This is a genomic window from Halobacterium bonnevillei, assembly GCF_009831555.1.
GTDB lineage: Archaea > Halobacteriota > Halobacteria > Halobacteriales > Halobacteriaceae > Halobacterium > Halobacterium bonnevillei.
The window spans coordinates 1-18,699 of record NZ_WUUU01000009.1 but is presented as its reverse complement, the minus strand read 5'-3'; the positions used below and the strand labels follow the sequence as shown (position 1 = coordinate 18,699).

General features: G+C 66.5%; 16 protein-coding genes and 4 pseudogenes. 11 read left to right on the top strand and 9 right to left on the bottom strand.

The features are described 5' to 3' along the window. Positions 1-93: 93 nt before the first annotated feature. From GRX66_RS02800 to GRX66_RS02790, 3 genes are read right to left on the bottom strand one after another with little or no spacing between them, the layout of a single operon-like run. Entirely contained in the window at positions 94-435 is a 342-nt protein-coding gene (locus GRX66_RS02800) for a hypothetical protein (protein WP_159525169.1), read from the bottom strand. Next, the gene (locus GRX66_RS02795; protein ID WP_159525168.1) at positions 333-1,823 is read right to left on the bottom strand and encodes an asparagine synthase-related protein; all 1,491 of its coding nucleotides are present in this window, start codon (positions 1,821-1,823) and stop codon (positions 333-335) included. The genes GRX66_RS02800 and GRX66_RS02795 overlap by 103 nt, the downstream gene beginning before the upstream one ends. A 22-nt stretch (positions 1,824-1,845) precedes the next feature. Then, positions 1,846-2,139, bottom strand: a complete 294-nt coding sequence (locus GRX66_RS02790) for a helix-turn-helix transcriptional regulator (protein WP_159525167.1) — start codon at positions 2,137-2,139, stop codon at positions 1,846-1,848. Between the two features lie 387 nt (positions 2,140-2,526). On the opposite strand from GRX66_RS02790, the gene glmU reads away from it, so the two are divergent. Both glmU and GRX66_RS20475 read left to right on the top strand, forming a co-directional pair. Beyond that, positions 2,527-3,708 (top strand): bifunctional sugar-1-phosphate nucleotidylyltransferase/acetyltransferase, encoded by a 1,182-nt coding sequence (gene glmU, locus GRX66_RS02785; protein WP_159525166.1) that lies wholly within the window; start codon positions 2,527-2,529, stop codon positions 3,706-3,708. Between the two features lie 69 nt (positions 3,709-3,777). Further along, positions 3,778-5,883, top strand: coding sequence for a lipopolysaccharide biosynthesis protein (locus GRX66_RS20475; RefSeq protein ID WP_159525165.1), 2,106 nt, complete (start codon positions 3,778-3,780; stop codon positions 5,881-5,883). Between the two features lie 253 nt (positions 5,884-6,136). On the opposite strand, the gene GRX66_RS20470 is transcribed toward GRX66_RS20475, so the two are convergent. Both GRX66_RS20470 and glmS read right to left on the bottom strand, forming a co-directional pair. After that, the gene (locus tag GRX66_RS20470) at positions 6,137-7,828 is read right to left on the bottom strand and encodes an asparagine synthase-related protein (RefSeq protein WP_159525164.1); all 1,692 of its coding nucleotides are present in this window, start codon (positions 7,826-7,828) and stop codon (positions 6,137-6,139) included. A 16-nt stretch (positions 7,829-7,844) separates the two neighbouring features. After that, entirely contained in the window at positions 7,845-9,662 is a 1,818-nt protein-coding gene (gene glmS, locus GRX66_RS02770) for a glutamine--fructose-6-phosphate transaminase (isomerizing) (RefSeq protein ID WP_159525163.1), read from the bottom strand. Positions 9,663-9,992: 330 nt separating this feature from the next. Between glmS and GRX66_RS02765 the strand changes: the two genes are divergently transcribed. Beyond that, positions 9,993-10,814 (top strand): DsbA family protein, encoded by an 822-nt coding sequence (locus GRX66_RS02765; protein ID WP_159525162.1) that lies wholly within the window; start codon positions 9,993-9,995, stop codon positions 10,812-10,814. Positions 10,815-10,983: 169 nt separating this feature from the next. Here the strand turns inward: GRX66_RS02765 and GRX66_RS20465 are convergent, their stop codons facing one another. The 3 genes from GRX66_RS20465 to GRX66_RS19755 form a co-directional block, all read right to left on the bottom strand. After that, positions 10,984-12,195: a helix-turn-helix transcriptional regulator gene (locus tag GRX66_RS20465; protein ID WP_159525161.1), complete on the bottom strand. Its 1,212-nt coding sequence runs from the start codon at positions 12,193-12,195 to the stop codon at positions 10,984-10,986. 532 nt (positions 12,196-12,727) lie between these two features. Further along, complete coding sequence (locus tag GRX66_RS02755; RefSeq protein WP_159525160.1) at positions 12,728-12,913, bottom strand: hypothetical protein; 186 nt, start codon at positions 12,911-12,913, stop codon at positions 12,728-12,730. A gap of 37 nt (positions 12,914-12,950) precedes the next feature. Further along, entirely contained in the window at positions 12,951-13,577 is a 627-nt protein-coding gene (locus GRX66_RS19755) for a DUF7344 domain-containing protein (RefSeq protein ID WP_233745257.1), read from the bottom strand. 275 nt (positions 13,578-13,852) lie between these two features. Between GRX66_RS19755 and GRX66_RS02745 the strand changes: the two genes are divergently transcribed. The 8 genes and pseudogenes from GRX66_RS02745 to GRX66_RS02715 all read left to right on the top strand — a co-directional run bounded on the left by GRX66_RS02745 (position 13,853) and on the right by GRX66_RS02715 (position 18,211). Continuing rightward, on the top strand, positions 13,853-14,896 hold the full coding sequence (locus GRX66_RS02745; RefSeq protein WP_159525159.1) for a DUF1616 domain-containing protein: 1,044 nt from the start codon (positions 13,853-13,855) through the stop codon (positions 14,894-14,896). Positions 14,897-14,898: 2 nt separating this feature from the next. Beyond that, a complete protein-coding gene (locus tag GRX66_RS02740) occupies positions 14,899-15,492 on the top strand; it encodes a metal-dependent hydrolase (RefSeq protein WP_159525158.1) in 594 nt (197 codons plus the stop codon). Positions 15,493-16,097: 605 nt separating this feature from the next. Further along, positions 16,098-16,235 (top strand): annotated as a pseudogene (locus GRX66_RS20715) (IS1595 family transposase); the annotation flags it as partial. 8 nt (positions 16,236-16,243) lie between these two features. Further along, positions 16,244-16,412 (top strand): annotated as a pseudogene (locus GRX66_RS20710) (IS1595 family transposase); the annotation flags it as partial. Positions 16,413-16,658: 246 nt separating this feature from the next. Next, on the top strand, positions 16,659-17,174 hold the full coding sequence (locus tag GRX66_RS02730; protein WP_159525157.1) for a winged helix-turn-helix domain-containing protein: 516 nt from the start codon (positions 16,659-16,661) through the stop codon (positions 17,172-17,174). Between the two features lie 42 nt (positions 17,175-17,216). Then, positions 17,217-17,588: pseudogene (locus tag GRX66_RS02725) on the top strand (MBL fold metallo-hydrolase RNA specificity domain-containing protein); the annotation flags it as partial. Between the two features lie 114 nt (positions 17,589-17,702). Then, a complete protein-coding gene (locus GRX66_RS02720) occupies positions 17,703-17,939 on the top strand; it encodes a DUF7521 family protein (protein WP_159525155.1) in 237 nt (78 codons plus the stop codon). After that, on the top strand, positions 17,936-18,211 hold the full coding sequence (locus GRX66_RS02715) for a DUF7521 family protein (protein ID WP_325063923.1): 276 nt from the start codon (positions 17,936-17,938) through the stop codon (positions 18,209-18,211). Before GRX66_RS02720 ends, GRX66_RS02715 begins: the two co-directional genes overlap by 4 nt. 2 nt (positions 18,212-18,213) lie before the next feature. On the opposite strand, the pseudogene GRX66_RS02710 reads toward GRX66_RS02715, so the two are convergent. Continuing rightward, positions 18,214-18,699, bottom strand: a pseudogene (locus tag GRX66_RS02710) (hypothetical protein); the annotation flags it as partial.

Sequence of the window (18,699 nt, the reverse complement as noted above, 5' to 3'; positions counted from 1 at the left end):
GCTTCTGACACTCGCACCTACAGCGTCCGATCCTCGAACCCGCGGGGCGTCGACTCCCGCACCTGCGCACCGAACTGGAGCGCCTCTCGCGGTTCAGGTCGGTGGTGGCGCCGGCTCCATCGGCAACCGCAGGTAGCGTCGCTCGGTTCCCGGGACGAGTCCGAGGTCGGGTTCGCGGAGGACTCGGTCGCGCCAGACGCTGTACGTCAGTAACTCCCACGTCAGCGACCCGTCGGACTGGACGTGGCGCTCGTAGCTCGCGGGCGCGAGGAACGCGGGCGGGTCGTAGCGCTCGACGGCCGACTGCAGCGGGCCGTCGGTCAGGTACCGCGCTACGGGGACCGAACTGTCGCCGGTTTCCCGTGGACCGCTGAACTCCGGGAGGCGCCGCGACAGCAGCGTCTTCGGGATGTACTTCGACGAGAGCGCGCCCACGGCACGGAGCCCCTGCACGTATCGCCGCTCGGGCGGGACCGCGATTGCGGTTCGCGCGACCCGTCGCGTGCGGAACGGCGCGACGACGTCCTGCCCCCGCCCGAATCCGAGCTGCCGCCGCCGATTCGCCGCGTCGTGGGAGAGAAACTCCACGAGGTGCCCGGTCGCTGCCTGTCTCGCGAACGTCGACTCCGCGTCCAGCGCGCGCGTTCGGCGGCGTACTCGACGCGCCGGCGGGCACGGTCTCTGACGACCTGCGGGTCGAATATCTCCGCGACTGCGTCGGGGTCGACGTCGGCTGCGAGGGTCTGCGCGAACGACTTCGGGTTCGCGACCGGCCGGGCAAGCTGTCGCCGCCGAGTAGCGAGTGCATCGTAGACGTCGGTTACGTCGCCCGGAGCGGCGTCGGCGGCGCGCGAGACCACACTTGACTCGAGCAGGGGCGCAGTCCAGTCGGCGATTCGCGCGGCCTTCACGCCCGGCAGCCCGAACAGCGGGTCCGACCCCTGGCCGTCGACGTACTGGCCGGGGTCAAGCGACTGCAATCCCGCCGAGACGAGCACGGTCTGTTTGTACCGGGGCGGCAGTCCGAGCGCGTCCACGGTCGACTCGAGGTAGTCCAGGAACGCGCTCCCCGACAGCGAGACGACGTCGCGGGACGCGTCGAGCAGGTCGGCAGCCTCGCGACCGGCGTCGACTCCGGGCTGGTACTCCGGCGCGTCGACAGTCACCTGCACGGGGCGGGGCGAGTCGCGCCGATACGACGCGAGGAGGGTGGAGTCGACTCCGCCCGAGAGCATCGATCGGGCGTCGGGGCGGACGCCGACGCGGACGACGTTCGCGAGCGCGTCGTCGAGTTCGCCGACTGCCTCGCGTTGACTGTACCGCTCGACGGTGTCCAGTCTGTCGACGAGCGTCCGCGTCCACTCGCGGTCGACGCCGTTCCAGTGCATGCATTCGCCGCGGCCGAGCCGCCCGATCTCGACGACGAACGTGGACGGCTCCACCGGCGACCCGAACAGGAGGTGGTCCACGACCGCGTTCCGGTCGACGGTCCGGTCGGCGGGGTCGAGCTGGCTCACCGCGTTCCGGTAGTGGTCGGTGAGCACGATTGTCCCGTCCGAGGCCTCCAGGTAGAAGACGTCCCGGCTGCTGGTCACGCTCCGGAACGCCGCGAGGCGGCCGCCCTCGTCCGTCGCGGACACGAACACGACGATTGCGTCCTCGACCTGTGCCGCGAGTTCGTCGCGGACAGCGCGTAGGCCGTCGGCGTTCACGACCAGGTCCCGAATCCGGTTGGTGGCGACGCCGGACACCAGCCAGGTGCCGTACGCGCCCTCGAAGGCGACCGTCTTGGGGTCCGTAAACAGCGTGCGAACCTCGGTCATCGTTCCGGCGGCCGACGTCGCGTCATACACCCTCGACGCGCTTGAGGGAGACGTAGGCGTCCTCCCACTGGAGTCGGTCCCGCAGCCACCTGTCGCCGCGGTCGGTGAGCGAGTACTCGTTCGACCGGCCGTCCCGCGCCCGCTTCGTTATCAGCCCCTTGTCGACGAGCTGTCCGAGTGTGATGTAGATGTGCCCGGAGAGCACGTTCCGGCCCTGGGTCTCGGCGAGTTCGCGTCGAATCTCCTGGCCGTTCGGCGAGTCCAGTCCTGCAACTGCGAACAAGATGTCGCGCTGTAAGGCTGTCAGGTCGGGCATTGGCTGGCAATCCGTTGTGCGCCCCCGTTCAAGTACACCCCCGACCGTTCAGGAATTTAGCACGCGTGTAAGCAGTTCGGCCGGGAGACGGCCGCCGAAGCGACGGGCGATCCCACGACTCCGAGCGGGTTTACCAACTGTATAGTAAGAATGGTGGCCGTCGTCGTCTCTCGTGGGACGGTCTGGGGACGCTTGGTGGCGTCGAACACCGGACCGCCCGCCCTTCCGAACCGCCTCCCCTTTTCGGAACTATTTTCTCCGGGTCGAATCGGTCCGCGTCCCGCCGCTCGGAAACGCCCAGCGAGGCCGAACAACCGGGAAACGCCGGCAGATCACCTTATATTGCTTATAATGAAACCCGCCCGCCCGGTAGTGAATCGTACAACGATGCAGGCCGTAATTCTGGCTGCAGGACGTGGTACTCGTATACGACCGCTCTCAGACAGCCATCCGAAACCGATGCTCCCAGTCGCCGACAGACCACTCCTCGCACACGTCGCCGACGCGGCCGTCGAAGCCGGCGCCGAGGAACTCGTGTTCGTCGTCGGGTACGAGTCGGACACCGTTCGCGAGTTCTTCGGCGACAGCTATCGCACCGTCCCCGTGCTGTACGTCGAACAGGGGGCCACCGACGGCACGGCCGACGCCGTCGACACCGCGCGTCGCACGATCGACGGTGACTTCCTCGTACTCAACGGCGACAACCTCTACGCGGCGCGGGACGTCAAGCGGCTCGTCGAGCGGTCGCCGAGCGTCGCCGCCTACGAAGTCGAGCGCCCATCGAACTACGGCGTTCTCACCACCGACGGCGGCGTGGTCACGGAAGTCGTCGAGAAGCCGGCGAACCCCGACAGCAGGATGGCGAACGCGGGCGCGTACGTCTTCCCCGAGCGAGCACTCCGGTGGCTGGAGGTCGAGGAGAGCGAACGCGGGGAACGCGAACTGACTGACGTCCTCGCGAGCGTCGCCGACTCGTTCGACGTGACCCCCGTCGAGTTCGACCGCTGGCTGGACGTCGGGCGGCCGTGGGAACTCCTGGAGGCGAACGAGCGCCGCCTCGGCCGGCTCGCCCAGCGACTCGACGGCGACGTGCACGAGGACGCTACGGTTCGCGGCGCCGTCGCCGTGGAGCCGGGCGCCACCGTCGATTCGGGCGCCGTCCTCGAAGGCCCCGTACTCGTCCGCGAGGGAGCGTCGGTCGGACCGAACGCGTACGTCCGCGGCGCCACGCTCCTCGGACGCGGCGTCGAGGTCGGGCACGCGGTGGAAATCAAGAACAGCGTCGTGATGGCCGACACGAGCGTCAGCCACCTCTCGTACGTCGGGGACAGCGTTCTCGGCAGGGACGTGAACTTCGGGGCGGGCACGAACGTCGCGAACCTCCGGCACGACGACCAGTCCGTCCGCGTGCACGTGAAAGGCGACGCGGTCGACACGGGTCGCCGGAAGTTCGGGGTCGTCGTCGGCGACGGGGCGAAAACCGGCATCAACACCAGTCTGAACGCGGGCGTAAAACTCTCATCCGGGGCGACGACGCGGCCCGGGGAATCGGTGACTCGAGACCGATGAACGGCGCGAACAACCGGCCGCTGAACGTGGACTGGGCGCCACCAGAACGTCCGGGGGTGGCGTAGACGTGTGTCACGGAGCGTCACAACTGGCTTCAGCTTCGTCGTGGCCGCCAAGGTGTTCGTGCTCGTGGTCGGCATCGTCGGGTCGCCGCTGCTGGTCCGCTACCTCGGAGCGGAGCCGTACGGGAGCTACGTGTTCCTGTTCTCGCTGTTCAGCCTCTACATGACACTCGTCAGCACGGGCGTCACGGACGGCGTGCGGAAGTTCCTCTCGGAGAACCGGGACCGCCGGAACTGGGAGGAACGCGTCCTCGGGTTCTACCTGCGGTACGCGACGGCGGCCGCGCTCGTGGGCGCCGTTGGACTCTGGCTGGTCGCGTCCACGAACCTCATCGGGCGGTTCGTCGACGCGGACAACCTGGGGCTGTACCTGCGGCTGCTCGCCGTGCTCGTCGTCACCGCCCAGTTCCGCGCGTACGTCCGCCGCGCGCTCATGGGCTTCAAACTCGAGCAGTACTCGGAGTCGTTGCGCGTGCTCTACAAGTCCGGATTTCTCGTCGGTGCGGTCGCACTCGTCGCACTCGGGTACGGCGTCGAGGGCGTGCTCGCGAGCCACATCCTGACCAGCGTCCTCGTCGGGTTCGTCGGCCTCGGTTTCCTCTCGCGGCGCGTGTCGCTGTGGAAGGTCGTCTCGTCGTCGACGAGCGGCCTCCCGCGTCGCGAGATGCTGAGTTTCAACAGCCTCAGCGTCGTGCTCATCCTGCTGTTGACGTCGCTGTACCACGTCGACGTCATCCTGCTCCGCGTGTTCGAGAGCGAGACGGCGGCCGCCTACTACAAGGTCGCGTTGCTGTTCGCCGAGTTCCTCTGGTTCGTCCCCGTGGCCCTCCAGACGGTGTTGCTCCAGTCCACGAGCGAACTGTTCGAGCGCGACGACTACGCGCGCATCAAGGCGATGTCCGCCCGGATCACGCGGTACACCACCCTGCTCACGCTGCTGATGGGGCTGGGGATCGCCGTACTCGCACCCATCGTCGTCCCAGTGCTGTACTCCCAGGAGTTCCTCGCCGGCATCGTGCCGCTGTACATCCTCCTGCCGGGTGCGTTCGGGTTCGCCGTCGCGCGCCCGATCCTCAGCATCGGGCAGGGGAGCGGGGACCTCCGCTCGCTCGTCATCGGCACCGCAACGGCGGCCACGCTGAACGTCGCGTTGAACGCCCTGCTCATCCCCCGGTTCGGGATGACCGGCGCGGCGGTCGCGACCACGACGGCCTACGGGTCGATGCTGTGGTTCCACGTCTGGAGCGCGCGCAGTATCGGGTTCGACCCGTTCGCGGACATCCGTCTCGCCCGCACGCTGGCGACCGTCGCGGTCACGGCGCCCGTGCTGTTCGTGGTCGCCCGGGCAATTCCGAGCGACGTGCTCGCGATAGTGGTCGTCCCGCCGGTCGGACTCGTCGTGTTCACGCTCGCCGCGTTCGTCACCGGTGCGCTGGACCCCATCGAAGTGACGCACTTCCTCGGGTCGCTTCCCGGGCCATTCGGCAACGTTGCGGAACGGGTGCGGCGACGTCTCGCGGGGCCAGTCCGGGACCGTGACCCGTCACGGGCCCAGTTCCAGCGGTGGTTGTTCGCGGCAGGCGCGGTGTTCTTCGTCGTCGGCATCGTCCTCTCTGTCGCCGGCGCGGGCGCGCTCCCGGTTCTCGGCGGTGGCGACGACGCCGACCAGGGAACGACGTCTGCACCGACGACGACGTCGCCGAACACGACGGACCAGCCGTCGACCGGAACGGACCAATCCACGACGAGCGGACCGACCGACACCACTGACCAACCCCCGACGAATACGACGGCGGGACCGACGACGACGGAGAATATGCCCACAACGACGAACGACACGACCACCACGACGGACAACACGACGAGTACGACCACGAACAACACGACCACCACGACGAACGACACGACGACTTCCACCACGACGAACGACACCACGTCGACAACCACCACGACCACCACGAACACCACGACCACCACGACCACCACGAACACCACGACCACCACGAACACCACGAACAACACCACCACCACGACGGGCAACACCACGACTACGACGACGAACAACACTTCGACGACTGCGAACAACACGACGACGGACGACGGGTTCCTCTGACCACCACTCAGCCTCGAGGGGGAGACACGCTCTTGTCGCTCCCCGATCGGGCGCGCTTCGCTCGGCAGAATCTACGGTTCGGGACGTGTGGTGTCAGTCGAGACCCGAAGCGATAGCTGGGGCAGGGTCGCCCAAACTGACCGAGTATCTCCGGGTCAAGGAATCCGTCGGGGTTCGAGAGCAAGCCGCCGCCCCGCCGCGGGAGGCCGACGGCGACTGACGAGCGCGGGGTGGTGCGTCGAACCCAGCGCCGCTACCGCGTCTCGAGGGGCGAGGAGAAGACGTCGACCGGGTCGACGTGCGTCCCGTCGGCGATCGAATCGAACCAACAGACCGCGTCGTGCAGGCGGAGTTTCAGGCGCGGCGGGAACTCGCGGAGGTCGCTCCCCTCGTCGAACAGGCGGTCGTCGAGGTCGCTGCGGTCGTACTGTTCGGCGCGGTCCGGCCACGGCGACTCGAAGGCCGTGACTCCGGGGAGCACTCGGCGGAGGAACTGCTCTATTTGATTCAGCTGGTAGCTATCGTGGGGGCGGTCCGGCGGCCGCGGCGACAGCAGGGACGCGTCGACCTGTTCGAGTGCGCGCCGGTAGGTTCGCTTGTTCCGGTGTTCGGGCGGCGTGTTGAGGTGCCAGTCGACTAGTTCCGCGTCGGCCGCGAGGAACGTCGCAAACGAGTTGTCGGCGAGGTGCGTGTGGAACGGCACAGCCGGCTGGTTCTGGATGCCGATGGCCGCGATGGCGTCGTACGGCGAGTCGAACCGGTCGGCGAGCCGGTCGTACTGGGTCTCGATCGCGTCCCGGCAGAACTCGACGCTGTCCTCGGGGGGCGAGACGGTCCCCGACGGGACGAGGTCGCTGATCGTCCAGAACCCGAAGTTGTCGAACAGGAGCGTCTCCGCGACGTCCGGGTCCGATTCGAGCCCCCGGAGCGGGAACGTGTAGTCCAGGACGTCGATGGTCCGCCGCGGGAGGAAGTGGCCGGACAGGAGCGTGTCGAACAACAATCCGTGGTGGAGGGAGTCGACGTCGATGTGGGCGCCGTCGACGGCCTGGTGCACCTGCAGGGATTCCTTGATGCTCTGTCCGTACTGGATCGTCTCCGGGCGCGTGTTCAGGTACCCGTCGGCCGGGTCGAGGACGTGGTGGTCCGCGCCGTGTTGGTGGGCGAGCTGCCGTGAGACCGACACCTCGTCGCTGTCCGGACGGCCGACTGTGTAACAGCGGTCCACGTCGTCGAGTTCCGCGAGCAGTACCCGGGAATCGTAGCCCGCACTGAGCATGACGCCGGTCCGTCCGGGCTGGCCGCTCCGCCGGTCGATTGCGCGCTGCAGGCGGCGGGCCAGCGAATCGGCGTAGTTGAACTCCCGCGCGTCGTAGACGAACCTGTCCAGCGCCCCGGAGTCGTCGGGTTCGAGGTAGCCGTCGAACGGCACGCGCGCCACGTCCTCGAAGAGCGTGCGGTCCCCGAGCACGACGCCCAGGTGCACGAACTCCACGAGCGATCGCCGGCACGGACTCGGGTCCTCAAGCAGGTTCACCACTGTCGTCGGGTCCGTCCCGAAGACCCGATTCTCCTCCAGGTCCGTGAAGAAGCACTCCCGCGTCCGCAGCGGGTCGCCCGCGACGACCGGCCGGAAGCCGTCGTCCACGACAGCGAGAAAGGAACCGTTCAGCGCGGACAGCGCTTTCGCGCCCAGACTCGGGTACTGGTCGAGCAGCCAGGTCGCCGGGTCGGAGTCCGAATCCGGCACGTACGCCTCTCCCCAGACCACGCAGCAGCCGTCGTCCCGGGACTCGACCTGCGTCCATCCGGGAACGTCCAGCCCGTCGTCCCGAACGCCGACCGTGACTGCGGGGCCCTCGACGACGCGGTCGAACGCTGCGGGCGACCGGACGCGCTCGAATGCTGTCCGACCGCCGAACACGCCGAACAGCTCTTTGTTCACCGTCTCCTCCGGGGCGTCATTCCACGGTGACGCTCTTTGCGAGGTTCCGGGGTTTGTCTATCGAGCGGCCGAGCTGGTCGGCCGCGTGGTACGCCAGCAGTTGCAACTGAACGTTCGCCAGGAGTCCCTCAAGCAGCGGGTGCGTGGAGGGGACCTCGAGCCCGACGTCTGCGAGGTCCGAGTGCGCGTCGGGGTCGTCCGTGACGAGCACGATCGGCGCCCCCCGGCTCTTTGCTTCCTTGGCGTTCGTCAGCGTCTTCTCGTTGTGCCGGCCCGTGACGATGGCGAACAGCGGCGTCGACGGCGTCACCAGCGCGAGCGGGCCGTGCTTGAGGCGGCCGGACGTGAACCCTTCGGCGTGCTGGTAGGTGATCTCCTTGAACTTGAGCGCGCCCTCCTTCGCGACCGGGAATCCGAGGTCCCGCCCGATGAAGAAGAACGCGTCGTCGTTGACGTAGCGGTTCGCGATGGTGCGGGCGTTCGACTGGTCGAGGACCGTCTCCACGTCGCTCGGAAGTCGTGCGAGCGCTTCTGCGAGTTCGTCGAAGTCCGCACGCGGCGATGCGTCCGGGAAGTCCATCGCGAACTGCCGGGACAGCAACGCAAGCGAGACGACCTGCGAGGAGAACGTTTTGGTCGCGGCCACCCCGATCTCGGGGCCGGCACGGATGAACATCGAGTGGTCCGCCTCGCGTGCAGCGGTCGACCCGACGACGTTGGTGACGGCGAGCGTCGTCGCGCCGTCAGCTTCGGCGTACCGCATCGCCTTGAGCGTGTCAGCGGTCTCTCCGCTCTGGGTGACGGCGACCACGAGGGTGTCGGGGCACGCCGGCCCGGTGTTCGTGTCGTACTCGTTCGCGCGGTAGGCCGTCGAGTCGACGCCGACGTCGTCGAGGAGCTTCGACCCGTACAGCGCGGCGTGGTAGGAGGTCCCGCACGCGACGAACTGCACTCGGTCGAACTCCGAGAAGGTTCCCCTGTCGAAGTCCTCGATGTCGACCGTCGCGTCCTCGACGTCGAGGCGCCCCTCGATGGTCTGCTTGAGGGCCGTCGGCTGGGTGTTGATCTCCTTGAGCATGTAGTGGTCGTAGGCGCCCTTCCCCGTCTCCTGGGGGTCCCAGTCGACGCGGTCCACGGCGCGGTTGACCGAGTCGCCGCTCACGTTCTTCGTGGCGATGTCGTCCGGGCGAACGACCGCGACGTCGCCGTCTTCCAGGAACACGACGTCCTGCGTGTACTCGAGGAACGCCGGCACGTCGCTCGCGAGGAAGTACCTGTCGTCGTCGACGCCGACGACGAGTGGCGTCCCGTTCCGCGCGGCGTACACCGCGTCCTCGCCGTCGACGACTGCGGCGATGGCGTAACTGCCCTCGATGGTCTCGATGGTGCGCCGGAACGCCGTCTCGGTGTCCGCGTAGTCCTCGAGGTGCTCGGCGAACAGGTGCGGCACGACTTCCGTGTCCGTGTCGCTGGTGAATTCGACGCCGCGGTCCTCGAGCTCCGAGCGGAGGGTCTGGTAGTTGTCGATGACGCCGTTGTGGACGACGGCGACGTCACCGGCACCGTCAGTGTGGGGGTGGGCGTTGGCGTCAGTCGGTGGTCCGTGGGTGCTCCACCGCGTGTGACCGATGCCGACGTCGCCGTCCGGCGCGGCCCGCGAGATATCGTCTTTGATGTCCGAGACGGAGCCGGCGCGCTTGTACACGGACACGCCCGCGCCGTTCTGGACTGCGACGCCCGCGGAGTCGTAGCCCCGGTACTCGAGGTTGTCGAGCCCGTCGAGCAGCGTCGGGACCGTCCGGCCGCTACCGACGCAGGCGATAATTCCACACATCACGTCCACCCCACAACGGGGGGCTGATCGTTAGTGGTCCAACTCGAGCGGCCGTATTCGATCCGCGTACTGACGGGAATCGAACTGTCTGTGTCGTGCATGGTCGTGTGCCCTTACCGCACCGCGGCCCTGACAGGGTTCGATGCGGACTCGATTCTGGCAACACCCGGCCGGTCCATTACTATATTCAGTCTAATCACTGGATATACAGGTGTTAGAGGCCGAAATTCGGGGCGTACGCGTGGCTGGGGGAACGGACGAGGTGGTCGGCTGTGGCGGTGGACGTTTACAAACTGAGTAATAAACCAGCGGGGAGTTCTGGTGTGGGACGTGCACGAGACGACACGCCGCTACGCGCTGGCCCTCGCGGCGACCGGGCTCACCGGGTCGCTGTCCGGCTGTGCGAGTCTCACAGGCGCGTTCGACGACTCGGAGTCCTCGGCCGAGGAGCCAGCACAGACGACGCGAAACGATACGCAAACAAGCGACACAACGCCCGAAAACGGCACGACTTCGAACGGTCCGGAAGCGACGGACGTCGACATCACGGAGCCGGACGTGTTCGCAGCCGAGACGCCGATTCCCGACGCGCCCGCGGACTACGAGTACGCCACGATGAGCGCGCGGTCGGACGCGCCGGTCGCGACAGTCTACGGGAGCTGGAAGTGTCCGTACACGCGGGAATTCGTTCGGACGGGCCTCCCCGAACTCGTCGCCGAGTTCGTCGCGTCCGGGGACGTCGCGCTCGAGTTCCGGTCTGTTGCGTACGACGGCGACGAACCGTTCCTCGGCGAGGACGCCCCGCGCGCGTCCCGCGCCGGACTCGCCGCGTGGCACGTCGACCCGGACGCCTACTGGGAGTACTTCGAGTACGTGTTCGCGAATCAGCCGCCGGAGCGGGAGGCGTGGGCGCAACCAGACGCGCTCGCTCGGTTCGCGTCCGAGGCTGGCGTGGAGCCCACTGACCAGTTCGAAGCCGAGTTCACGGGCTCCGGGCACAGCGACGCGGTTCGGGCGGCTTCGACGCGGTTCCAGGAACTGGACGCCGACGCCGTCCCCCGGGTCGTCACGTCTGATTCAGTCACTGCGCCGAACCTGGATGTCGACGCCACCCGCGAACAGTTCCGGACGCTAGCAGCGCGCGACGACTGAGGCCGGCGGTCAGTTGGCAGCCGAATCCGGGGAGTGTTGGCTGTCCGTCGGTAAGCGAAGTCCCCGCGCGTCTGCTGACCTCGTCGAACTCGAAGCCGGATACCCGGTGCCGACTTGCACGGCCGGGTGGGAGTTCTGTTGGGTCCGTCCCGCGCGCTGGCTGCGTCGGTCAGGTCTCGTCGAAGTCCGCCCCGTGGTCCTCGTCGTCTAGCATCACGATGTTCTCGCGACCGATGGTCACTTTGCTGATCAGGCCGTCGTCTTCCATCTTCGAGAGTCGGCGACTCACCTTCGACGCCGACCAGTCGGTCTCGTCGACGACCTGCCGCTGACGAATCCGGCCGCCGCTCTCCTGGAGGATTCGCAGTACCCTCTCGCGGTCCGGGTCGATGGCCCGATTGGCGGCGACGCCCGGAGTCTCTGCCTGCTGTGTCTCTGTCGCTGGCTCCTCGTCGGCGTCCTGCTGCTCCTGAGACGGTGACTCGCTGTGCCCGGACCGCGCCGGGAACGAGAGTATACTCCGGTCGTTGGCCCGCCACTGGAACAGGCCCCCATCGAATCGACGCGTTGCGAAGATGATGCCGGCCACTCCCGTGACGACGACGCCGACCGCGACCGTGAACGGCGACTTCGAACTCGTCGGGTTCGTGCCGTACGTGACCTCCGTGTCGTCGCTCAACCCGTCGCCGTCGGTGTCTTTTTCGGTGGGGTCGGTGCCGAGTTCGGCTTCGCGGCCGTCGGTGAGGCCGTCGCCGTCGGTGTCTTTTTCGGTGGGGTCGGTGCCGAGTTCCAGTTCGCGTGCGTCTCTCAGGCCGTCGTCGTCGGAGTCTGGATCAGTAGGGTCGGTGGCGAGTTCGATCTCCCGGCCGTCTCTCAGGCCATCGTTGTCGGTGTCGGCCGAGAGTACGCTCGAGTTCATTCCGAGTTCCTCCGTGTTCTGGAGGCTGTCGCCGTCGTAACTGCCGTTTTGGGCCAATACGACGACGTCCGTGGTCGAACTGTCGAGCGTCTCACCGTCGAATCGCAACTCGGTGCTGAGGGCCACCTTCCCGTTTTCGTCGGTCGGCCACTCCGACAGTTCGAACGTCACGGACGTGCGGTTCGCGGGGTCGCCGAGATTGACCGTCTTGCAGCTCTGAACCTCGGACGTATCCGCCCAGAGACAGACCTCGTAGCCGGACTTGTCCGGCGGATCATATTCGACAGTCGTCTCGAAGGACTGGCCCTGCCAGATGACGGGGTGACCCTCGTTCGTCGTGTTTGCCGCCGATTCGGAGAACGTGACGTTCTCGACGGTCGCGTTGGTCGCCGCGGTCGAATCGTTCGAGGCGTATGAAAGGTCCGCTGCCCCTGCCGAGGCAACACCGCTCGTCGAAGCCACTAAGACTGCGACGGATAGCACGAGGAATGCCAGCAGAGCGTGGAAATTCGTACCCCCCATTTTGACTTCGCGGTTAACGTATCTCTGGAATCCGTGAGCGTATACTTTTTGGCCGACCGTTGCATCGAAACCCACCGCTTTCATCTCTGTCGAACTACATAACAGATTGTCTTCATAGTGGCGTACAATCGGGGGACTGCGAGGCCCCAAACTGCGTGAAACTGTTTGCAAACGTTGAATTATCTCTCAAGTACGTAGTTTGTCTTCCGCCTGTCGTGCGGGCGTCGTCCCTCCCTGGTGACTCGCCGCGTCGGACGACTGCAGCGACGGAACTGACCACCGCCTCGCGACGTACGGTGGGCCGTTTCCCCGAAGCGACCGGCCGTGTCGGTCCACGCGTTCCTATTGGCGCCACCTCCACGCGGGTACACTCGAGGGGTTCTCGGACGGACCGTCCGTGCTTTCTAATCGTACTCCCACACGGAACCGCCTCGAATCCGCGGACGGGTGAATCGACGACCAGGCTGGGACGCTATTCGACGTACTCGAGTTCCGGGTCGTTCTCGATCGGAATCGCCGTGACCTGTTTCAGGTAAGTGACGCGGACGAACCCCCGGCGGTCCACTCCTTCGACAACTGGCTGGACGCCGTTCGGAACGTCGAAGTGGTCGCCGGGTCGAACGAGCTCCGAGACCAGACGGTACGTTTCAGCAGACATTTGGTACCAATCGGGTCGGTCGTTGGTGCGCTCCGCGTCAGCCGGGGAAGAAGTTCGTCGGGGAGAGCGACGCATACGAATCAGCGGTCGCGTGGAGGAACGTCACGGTTGCGAACGTGACCAGCATCAGGGACGCGAGCAGCAGGTCAGACACTGCCGGGACGTTGAACACCGCGCCCAGGAAGAACACGCCCGAGAGCGCGGTCGCGCCGATGTACCCCTCCGTCCAGTCGCCCGTCGAGACCGCATGGTTGGGCTGGCTGGGGGCGACGCTCGCGGACGCTTCGAGGTCATCCGTGAGGTACTGTTCGAGCTGGTCGGCGACGGACGTTCGCTCGACTGTCCCGCGGCTCTGGTTGTACTCGATGACGCCTTCCTCGTCGAGCTTCGGCAGGTGGTTCTGGTACAGCGGGATGTACACGCGCTGGCGCTCGTCCGAGTCGAGCGCGGCGACTGACGTGTCGTGCTCCCACGCGGCGACCTGCTCGGCGATGTCGCGCATGCTGACCGTGCCCTCCTCGTCCCGAAGGTACCGGATGACGGCCCGGCGACGCTCGTTCTGCAGCAGGTGGAAGATCTTGTCGTCCGACAGCCGCTGGTGGTTCATGACGTCCGTGCCGGCGCTATTCGGTCGAACTGTCGTCGCTGCGTCGTTGGCTGGCATCGTGATTCACCCCAAAAGCGGCGATAAGATAAAGGGGAACAGTCATTGCAGACCGTTTCGGACCGTTGCAACACTTTACAACCGATGTAAAGCATTTCAGCGCCGCTCTGCCCGCTCATCGGCCAGAACAATAATCTGCAACGATCCTGGCTGTACTCCAAGGCTCGCGCTCTGCGGGTACTGGCGGCCGTCTTCGCCAATCGGGCGTGATCGCGCGCGCCGCTGCCCGCCTATGATGTTTGTAGTTTTTTGTCCGACCCCCGAACCACGTGACGATGGCAACAGACTCAGTCCGGTGGCGACTGGACCTCCTCGTCGGCACCGCCTACGCGATTCTCGTCCCCGTCGCGGTGCTCTCAGTCGGCGTGACCGGCGGTGTTCGCGCCGCGCTGGCGCTCCCGTTCGCGCTGCTCGTCCCGGGATACGCGTTCCTGGCGGCGATGTACCCGCAACGACACGCGGACGCGGACTCGACGACGACGTCGTCGCACGGCTTCGTCCGCGACGCTGTCTACGCGGGCATTGCACCCGGGGAGCGCCTTCTCCTCGCAGTCGTTTCCAGTGCGGCACTGACCGCGCTCGTCGCACTCGTCGTGAACTTCTCGCCGTTCGGTATCCGGCCAGCACCGATGTTCGTCGCGGTCGCGTCGCTGACAGTCGCGCTCTTCGTCGTGGCGTTCGTCAGACGCGCCGGCCTCCAGTCGGAGCGCCGGAGCGGACTCCCGCTGCGTTCGACGCTGAGTTCGTTCGGCGGGCAGTTCACCGTCCACTCGGCAGCGTTGCTGGAGGCCGACGACAGCCGACCGACCTCCCGTCGCGAAGTCGCGCTCAACGTTCTCGTGGTCGTCGCGGTGCTCGCGATGCTCGCCAGCGCGGCGTTCGCGTACACCGCCCCGACCGACGACCAGCAGTTCACGGAGTTCTACGTGGTCGGCGAGAACGGCGACGGCGAGTACACTGTCGACGCCGTCCCGTCCACGCTCGCCGCCGGCGACCAGCAGACGCTCCACCCGACGATAACGAACCAAAACGGCACCGACCACGAGTACTCGGTCGTCGTCGAACTCCAGCGCGTGGAGCGGACCGACTCGGGCGTCGAGGTCCTCGGCAGAGACACGCGTACGACGCTCGATGCCGAGGTCGCGTCCGGTGAGACCGAGCGGCTCAGCCACCAGGTCGGCCCCCTCGAGTCCGGCTCCGAGTACCGAGTCGTCTACCTGCTGTACGAGGGCGACCCGCCCTCGGATCCGTCCCGCGAGAACGCCCACCGGTCCCTCAGCGTCTTCCTCGACGTCACTGGGGACGGGGGCAGTTCCTGACGATGTGGCCGTGGGGCCATCTCGCCTTCGGCTACTTGCTGTACTCGCTGTCGTCGCGGGCGTCGTTCGGCGAAGCGCCGGTCGGCGGGCCGACGCTCGTGCTCGCCGTCGCCACCCAGCTCCCGGACCTCGTGGACAAACCGCTGTCGTGGTCGCTGCGGACGTTCGAGACTGGATTCGGGGCGGGTCACTCCGTGTTCGTCGCGGTGCCGGCCGTCGCCGCAGTGGCGGTACTCGCCCACCACGTCGACCGCCGGCAGTACGGGCTGGCGTTCGCCGTCGGATACGGCTCGCACCTGCTCGCCGACGTCGCGCTCGCGGCGGTGCTTTCGAAGTCTGTCGTGTTCGGGCGCGTCCTCTGGCCCGTCGTGGATCTGGCCGGGTACGAGACCCGGAGGGGGTTCGTCGAGCGGTTCACGTCGTACTTCCTCGCGTTCGGGTCTGACGTCCTCTCCGGCGAGGCGTCGTTCTACGTCGGCCTCTACGTCGTGCTGTTCGGCGCGGTGGCCGCGCTCTGGAGCTACGACGGCTGGCCGGTCCTGCGGGAGGCCAAGCAGTGGGTCGTCGACCACGCGGAACCCCACCGGCGACGGTGACGAACGCCGACCGCCCCTTACAAGACGTATAAGTAAGCGGTCCCCGCGTGGAGTCGAAACCGAGCGTGATTGGTACACTGAGCCAAGCCACGGAACGGAATCGACGCGACGTCGAACGGGGACGATGACGGTGGCCGCCAGTGCGGTCGCGTCGTTCCTCGACGCGCCGTTCACGGGACCGGACACCACCGTGAACGGGGTCGACGCGCTGGACGCTGCGGGGTCCGACGACCTGGCCTTCTGCGTGCCGAAGACTGCATCCGCCTCGTCGACGAGATACTCTAACTGCTCGAACTCGAAGTTGTCACCTTCCCCTGTCAGCACAGGGTTGACCGAGGCCGGGGACCAGTCACGCGCTTCGATCCGGTCCTGCGCGTCATCATCGTACTCCCATTGCAGATACATGGGACAGCTCTGGAGACGGAAGAACTGGCCAATCGCACTTGCGCTCAAGAGAGGGCGGTCGTCACGTGCTCCCATACCCCTATCATTGAAACAACGAACTGCATAATAGTACGCTCTTGGGAAGCAGATTGTTGGTTGAGTAGATCTGGCGCTGTCGATGCGTATCGGGCAAGGGTGACGCGACCGCGTCATCCGATGCAATTTTCCCAGTCGAATTACTGAACTCAGAGGCGAGCGCCGCGACCCGGCTGGAGCTGGTTCACTGGCGTGATGGCCTCTACTGCCCGCGCTGCCGGTCTGAGTCAGTGATCAAACACGGCAGTTCTCGAAAATATCAGCAGGAAGTACGAGTGTTCGCCAGCTAGACGCTGAAAAATCGACGTCTCCTACCGGTCGCTCCGGCGGCGCGTCAAGCGGTTCGCCAGAAAGCCCGACGTCCCGCAATCAACCTCGTCGGCCCTGTCGAAATCGACGAAGTGTACGTCACCGCGTGGCTGAAAGGCCGCGAGCGCGACTAGGAGTCGCGCTAGCGACGCGTGGCTCTCCCCGCACCGAGGTGTCTCAAAAGCTGACGCTGTATCTCAGAGCCTTCCAGCTTCGCCGACGAATCTCCCCCAAACCAGGTTGAGAGGCTCTCAAAGAAATCGTCCGAACCGTTCTCTAACTCGCCAACAACGTGCTTCGAATGAGCGTTGTAACAACGTCTGTGGGTTTCAATAGACCTGAGTATCTTTATTGAGGCTTCTATCGTTAGTGAACCCATGGGAGGAAACGCCTCGGACGTTGGGGCGTGGCAAGCAAAGACGAGCGCGTTTGACCGGGTTCGGTCAGTCGCAGAAGCCGCCTCAAAGCCGCTGTCGGTGGCCCATATTGCAGAAGAAGCACAGGTCTCAGAAGATACGGCTCGAGAACATCTCGAACGTCTCGAAGAGCTGAGCGTGCTCTTGAAGAGTGAGCACGGAGAAACGACTAGGTACGCTTCCGATCCACTCTACTCACGGTTGCAGACACTGCGAGACCTGATCGACAACAATGACCGCGATGAGCTCGTGGCATTGAAAGACGATTTACAAGATGAGATTAGGGAGTGGCGAAACGAGTACGGGGTGGATTCCCCTGAGGGACTACGCAAGCTCGCCGCCGACACGAGTACCGCCGCGGGGACACGGGACATACAGCACACCGCACGCAACTGGGAGCTCGTCAGTTACCGACTCAGCATCGTCGAGGAGGCCCTCGACTACTACGCGAGATACTGTTGCGACGCCCAAGCGTAACCGGCGAATTGGGAAACAGGGAAGGGTTACGATCACTGGCGAACTACTTGCACATCTTCGTTTGCGATGCTCTCGGGCGGCCCCGCGATGACGTACGTGCCGGCAGTGGCGGGCAACCCCCAGCACCTCGTCGCGCTCACCGGGTACCAGGTCGCGGGGACGCCGGGCCGCGACCTGCTGGACACCGGGAGCGCGGAGATCGACGGGCGCCACCTCCGAGTGGCCGCGCGCGTCGAGAGCTTCGACTTCTCCGCGCACGCCGACCGCGAAGGGGCTGCTCGCGTTCCTCGACGCTACCGGGACGCCGACGTGCTCGTGAACCACGGGGACCGCTGCGAGGCGTTCGCCGAGGAGTTGCGAGCCGACGGCGTCGACGCGACCGCGCCCGAGGTCGGGTCCGTGCACTCGGTCTGAGGACGCGGCGCCGCGGCTCACGAGCGAGTGCGCCGGGACGACCACCCGCCCCGGATTGGATGACAGGGAGAACTAGACAGACACTGACGTAACCCGCTCCGCGAACTCCGGTCAGTGGCCGTGCCCGAGCGCCGAGTTGCACATCTCGTTGAGTTCAGTGATCTTCTCGCGGACGGCGTCGGGTTTGTCCGCCGGCGGGTCCTCGCGGGCGTGCTGTTCGAGGTGTTCGAGCTGTCGATATACGTCGCCGGAGCCATCCAGACGACGCCTGTCGCTGCCGGGATGCTGGTCGTGCTGTACTCGCTGTACGGACGCATGCCGAAGTCTCCCGAAGGGGGCGGGGGTTCGTGACCGACGGCTGGCAGCTCGCGCTGATCGGTGCGCGCGTCCTCCTGCTGGGCCTGGGCGTCGGAACGACTGCCATCAGCCACCGCGCGTACCGCCGGAATCCGAGCGCGTACCTTCGCAATGCGTCGCTCGGGTTCGCGTTCATCACGCTCGGCGTGCTCGTCGAGGGAGTCCTCTTCGAGGTGACGGCGCTGACGCTCACCCAGGTCCACATCGTCGAGTCCCCCGCGCTCGCCTGCGGGTTAGGTGTCCTGCTGCTCTCGTTCCTCCGGTAACGCTACTGCGGTCGTTCCGCCGGGCGACGCCGTTTTCGCCGACGCTGTCGACCGGCGTCACCGCCGCGCGGCGCGAGCACGGAGCGCGCTCGCGACGCGTACGCGAACGCGAGCGCACCGGTGAATCCGACCCCGAGTCCGGCAGTGGCGACGCCGTCGTTCCCGGCGAGGCGACCCGCTGCCTCCACCCACAGGCCCGCGGCGAGCGCGACGATGGAGGCGAGCGCGGTCCGGTCGCCGCTGTGGGGGAGCACGCCGACGGCCGGCGGGTAGAACTGGGAGACGACGCCGACGATGGACAGGCCGAGCAGGCCGAGCACGTTCAGCCGGAAGTGCGCGATGACGTGGTCGGCGGTCGGCGCGACGTGCCCGAGCGCGAACCCGAGGCCGACCGTGACTCCGGCGAGGCCGCTGACGACGGCCGCGAGCACGCCGTGGAAGCCGACGCGGTCGCGGTCCGTGCGAACGTACAGTGAGACGAACGCAGC

Bases quoted from the DNA above. Each gene is read 5' to 3' on its own strand.
- GRX66_RS02795 (WP_159525168.1), bottom strand. From the start codon at position 1,823: ATGACCGAGGTTCGCACGCTGTTTACGGACCCCAAGACGGTCGCCTTC.
- glmS (WP_159525163.1), bottom strand. From the start codon at position 9,662: ATGTGTGGAATTATCGCCTGCGTCGGTAGCGGCCGGACGGTCCCGACG.
- GRX66_RS02755 (WP_159525160.1), bottom strand. From the start codon at position 12,913: ATGTCTGCTGAAACGTACCGTCTGGTCTCGGAGCTCGTTCGACCCGGC.
- glmU (WP_159525166.1), top strand. From the start codon at position 2,527: ATGCAGGCCGTAATTCTGGCTGCAGGACGTGGTACTCGTATACGACCG.
- GRX66_RS02790 (WP_159525167.1), bottom strand. From the start codon at position 2,139: ATGCCCGACCTGACAGCCTTACAGCGCGACATCTTGTTCGCAGTTGCA.
- GRX66_RS19755 (WP_233745257.1), bottom strand. From the start codon at position 13,577: ATGCCAGCCAACGACGCAGCGACGACAGTTCGACCGAATAGCGCCGGC.
- GRX66_RS02730 (WP_159525157.1), top strand. From the start codon at position 16,659: ATGGGAGGAAACGCCTCGGACGTTGGGGCGTGGCAAGCAAAGACGAGC.
- GRX66_RS02740 (WP_159525158.1), top strand. From the start codon at position 14,899: ATGTGGCCGTGGGGCCATCTCGCCTTCGGCTACTTGCTGTACTCGCTG.
- GRX66_RS02745 (WP_159525159.1), top strand. From the start codon at position 13,853: ATGGCAACAGACTCAGTCCGGTGGCGACTGGACCTCCTCGTCGGCACC.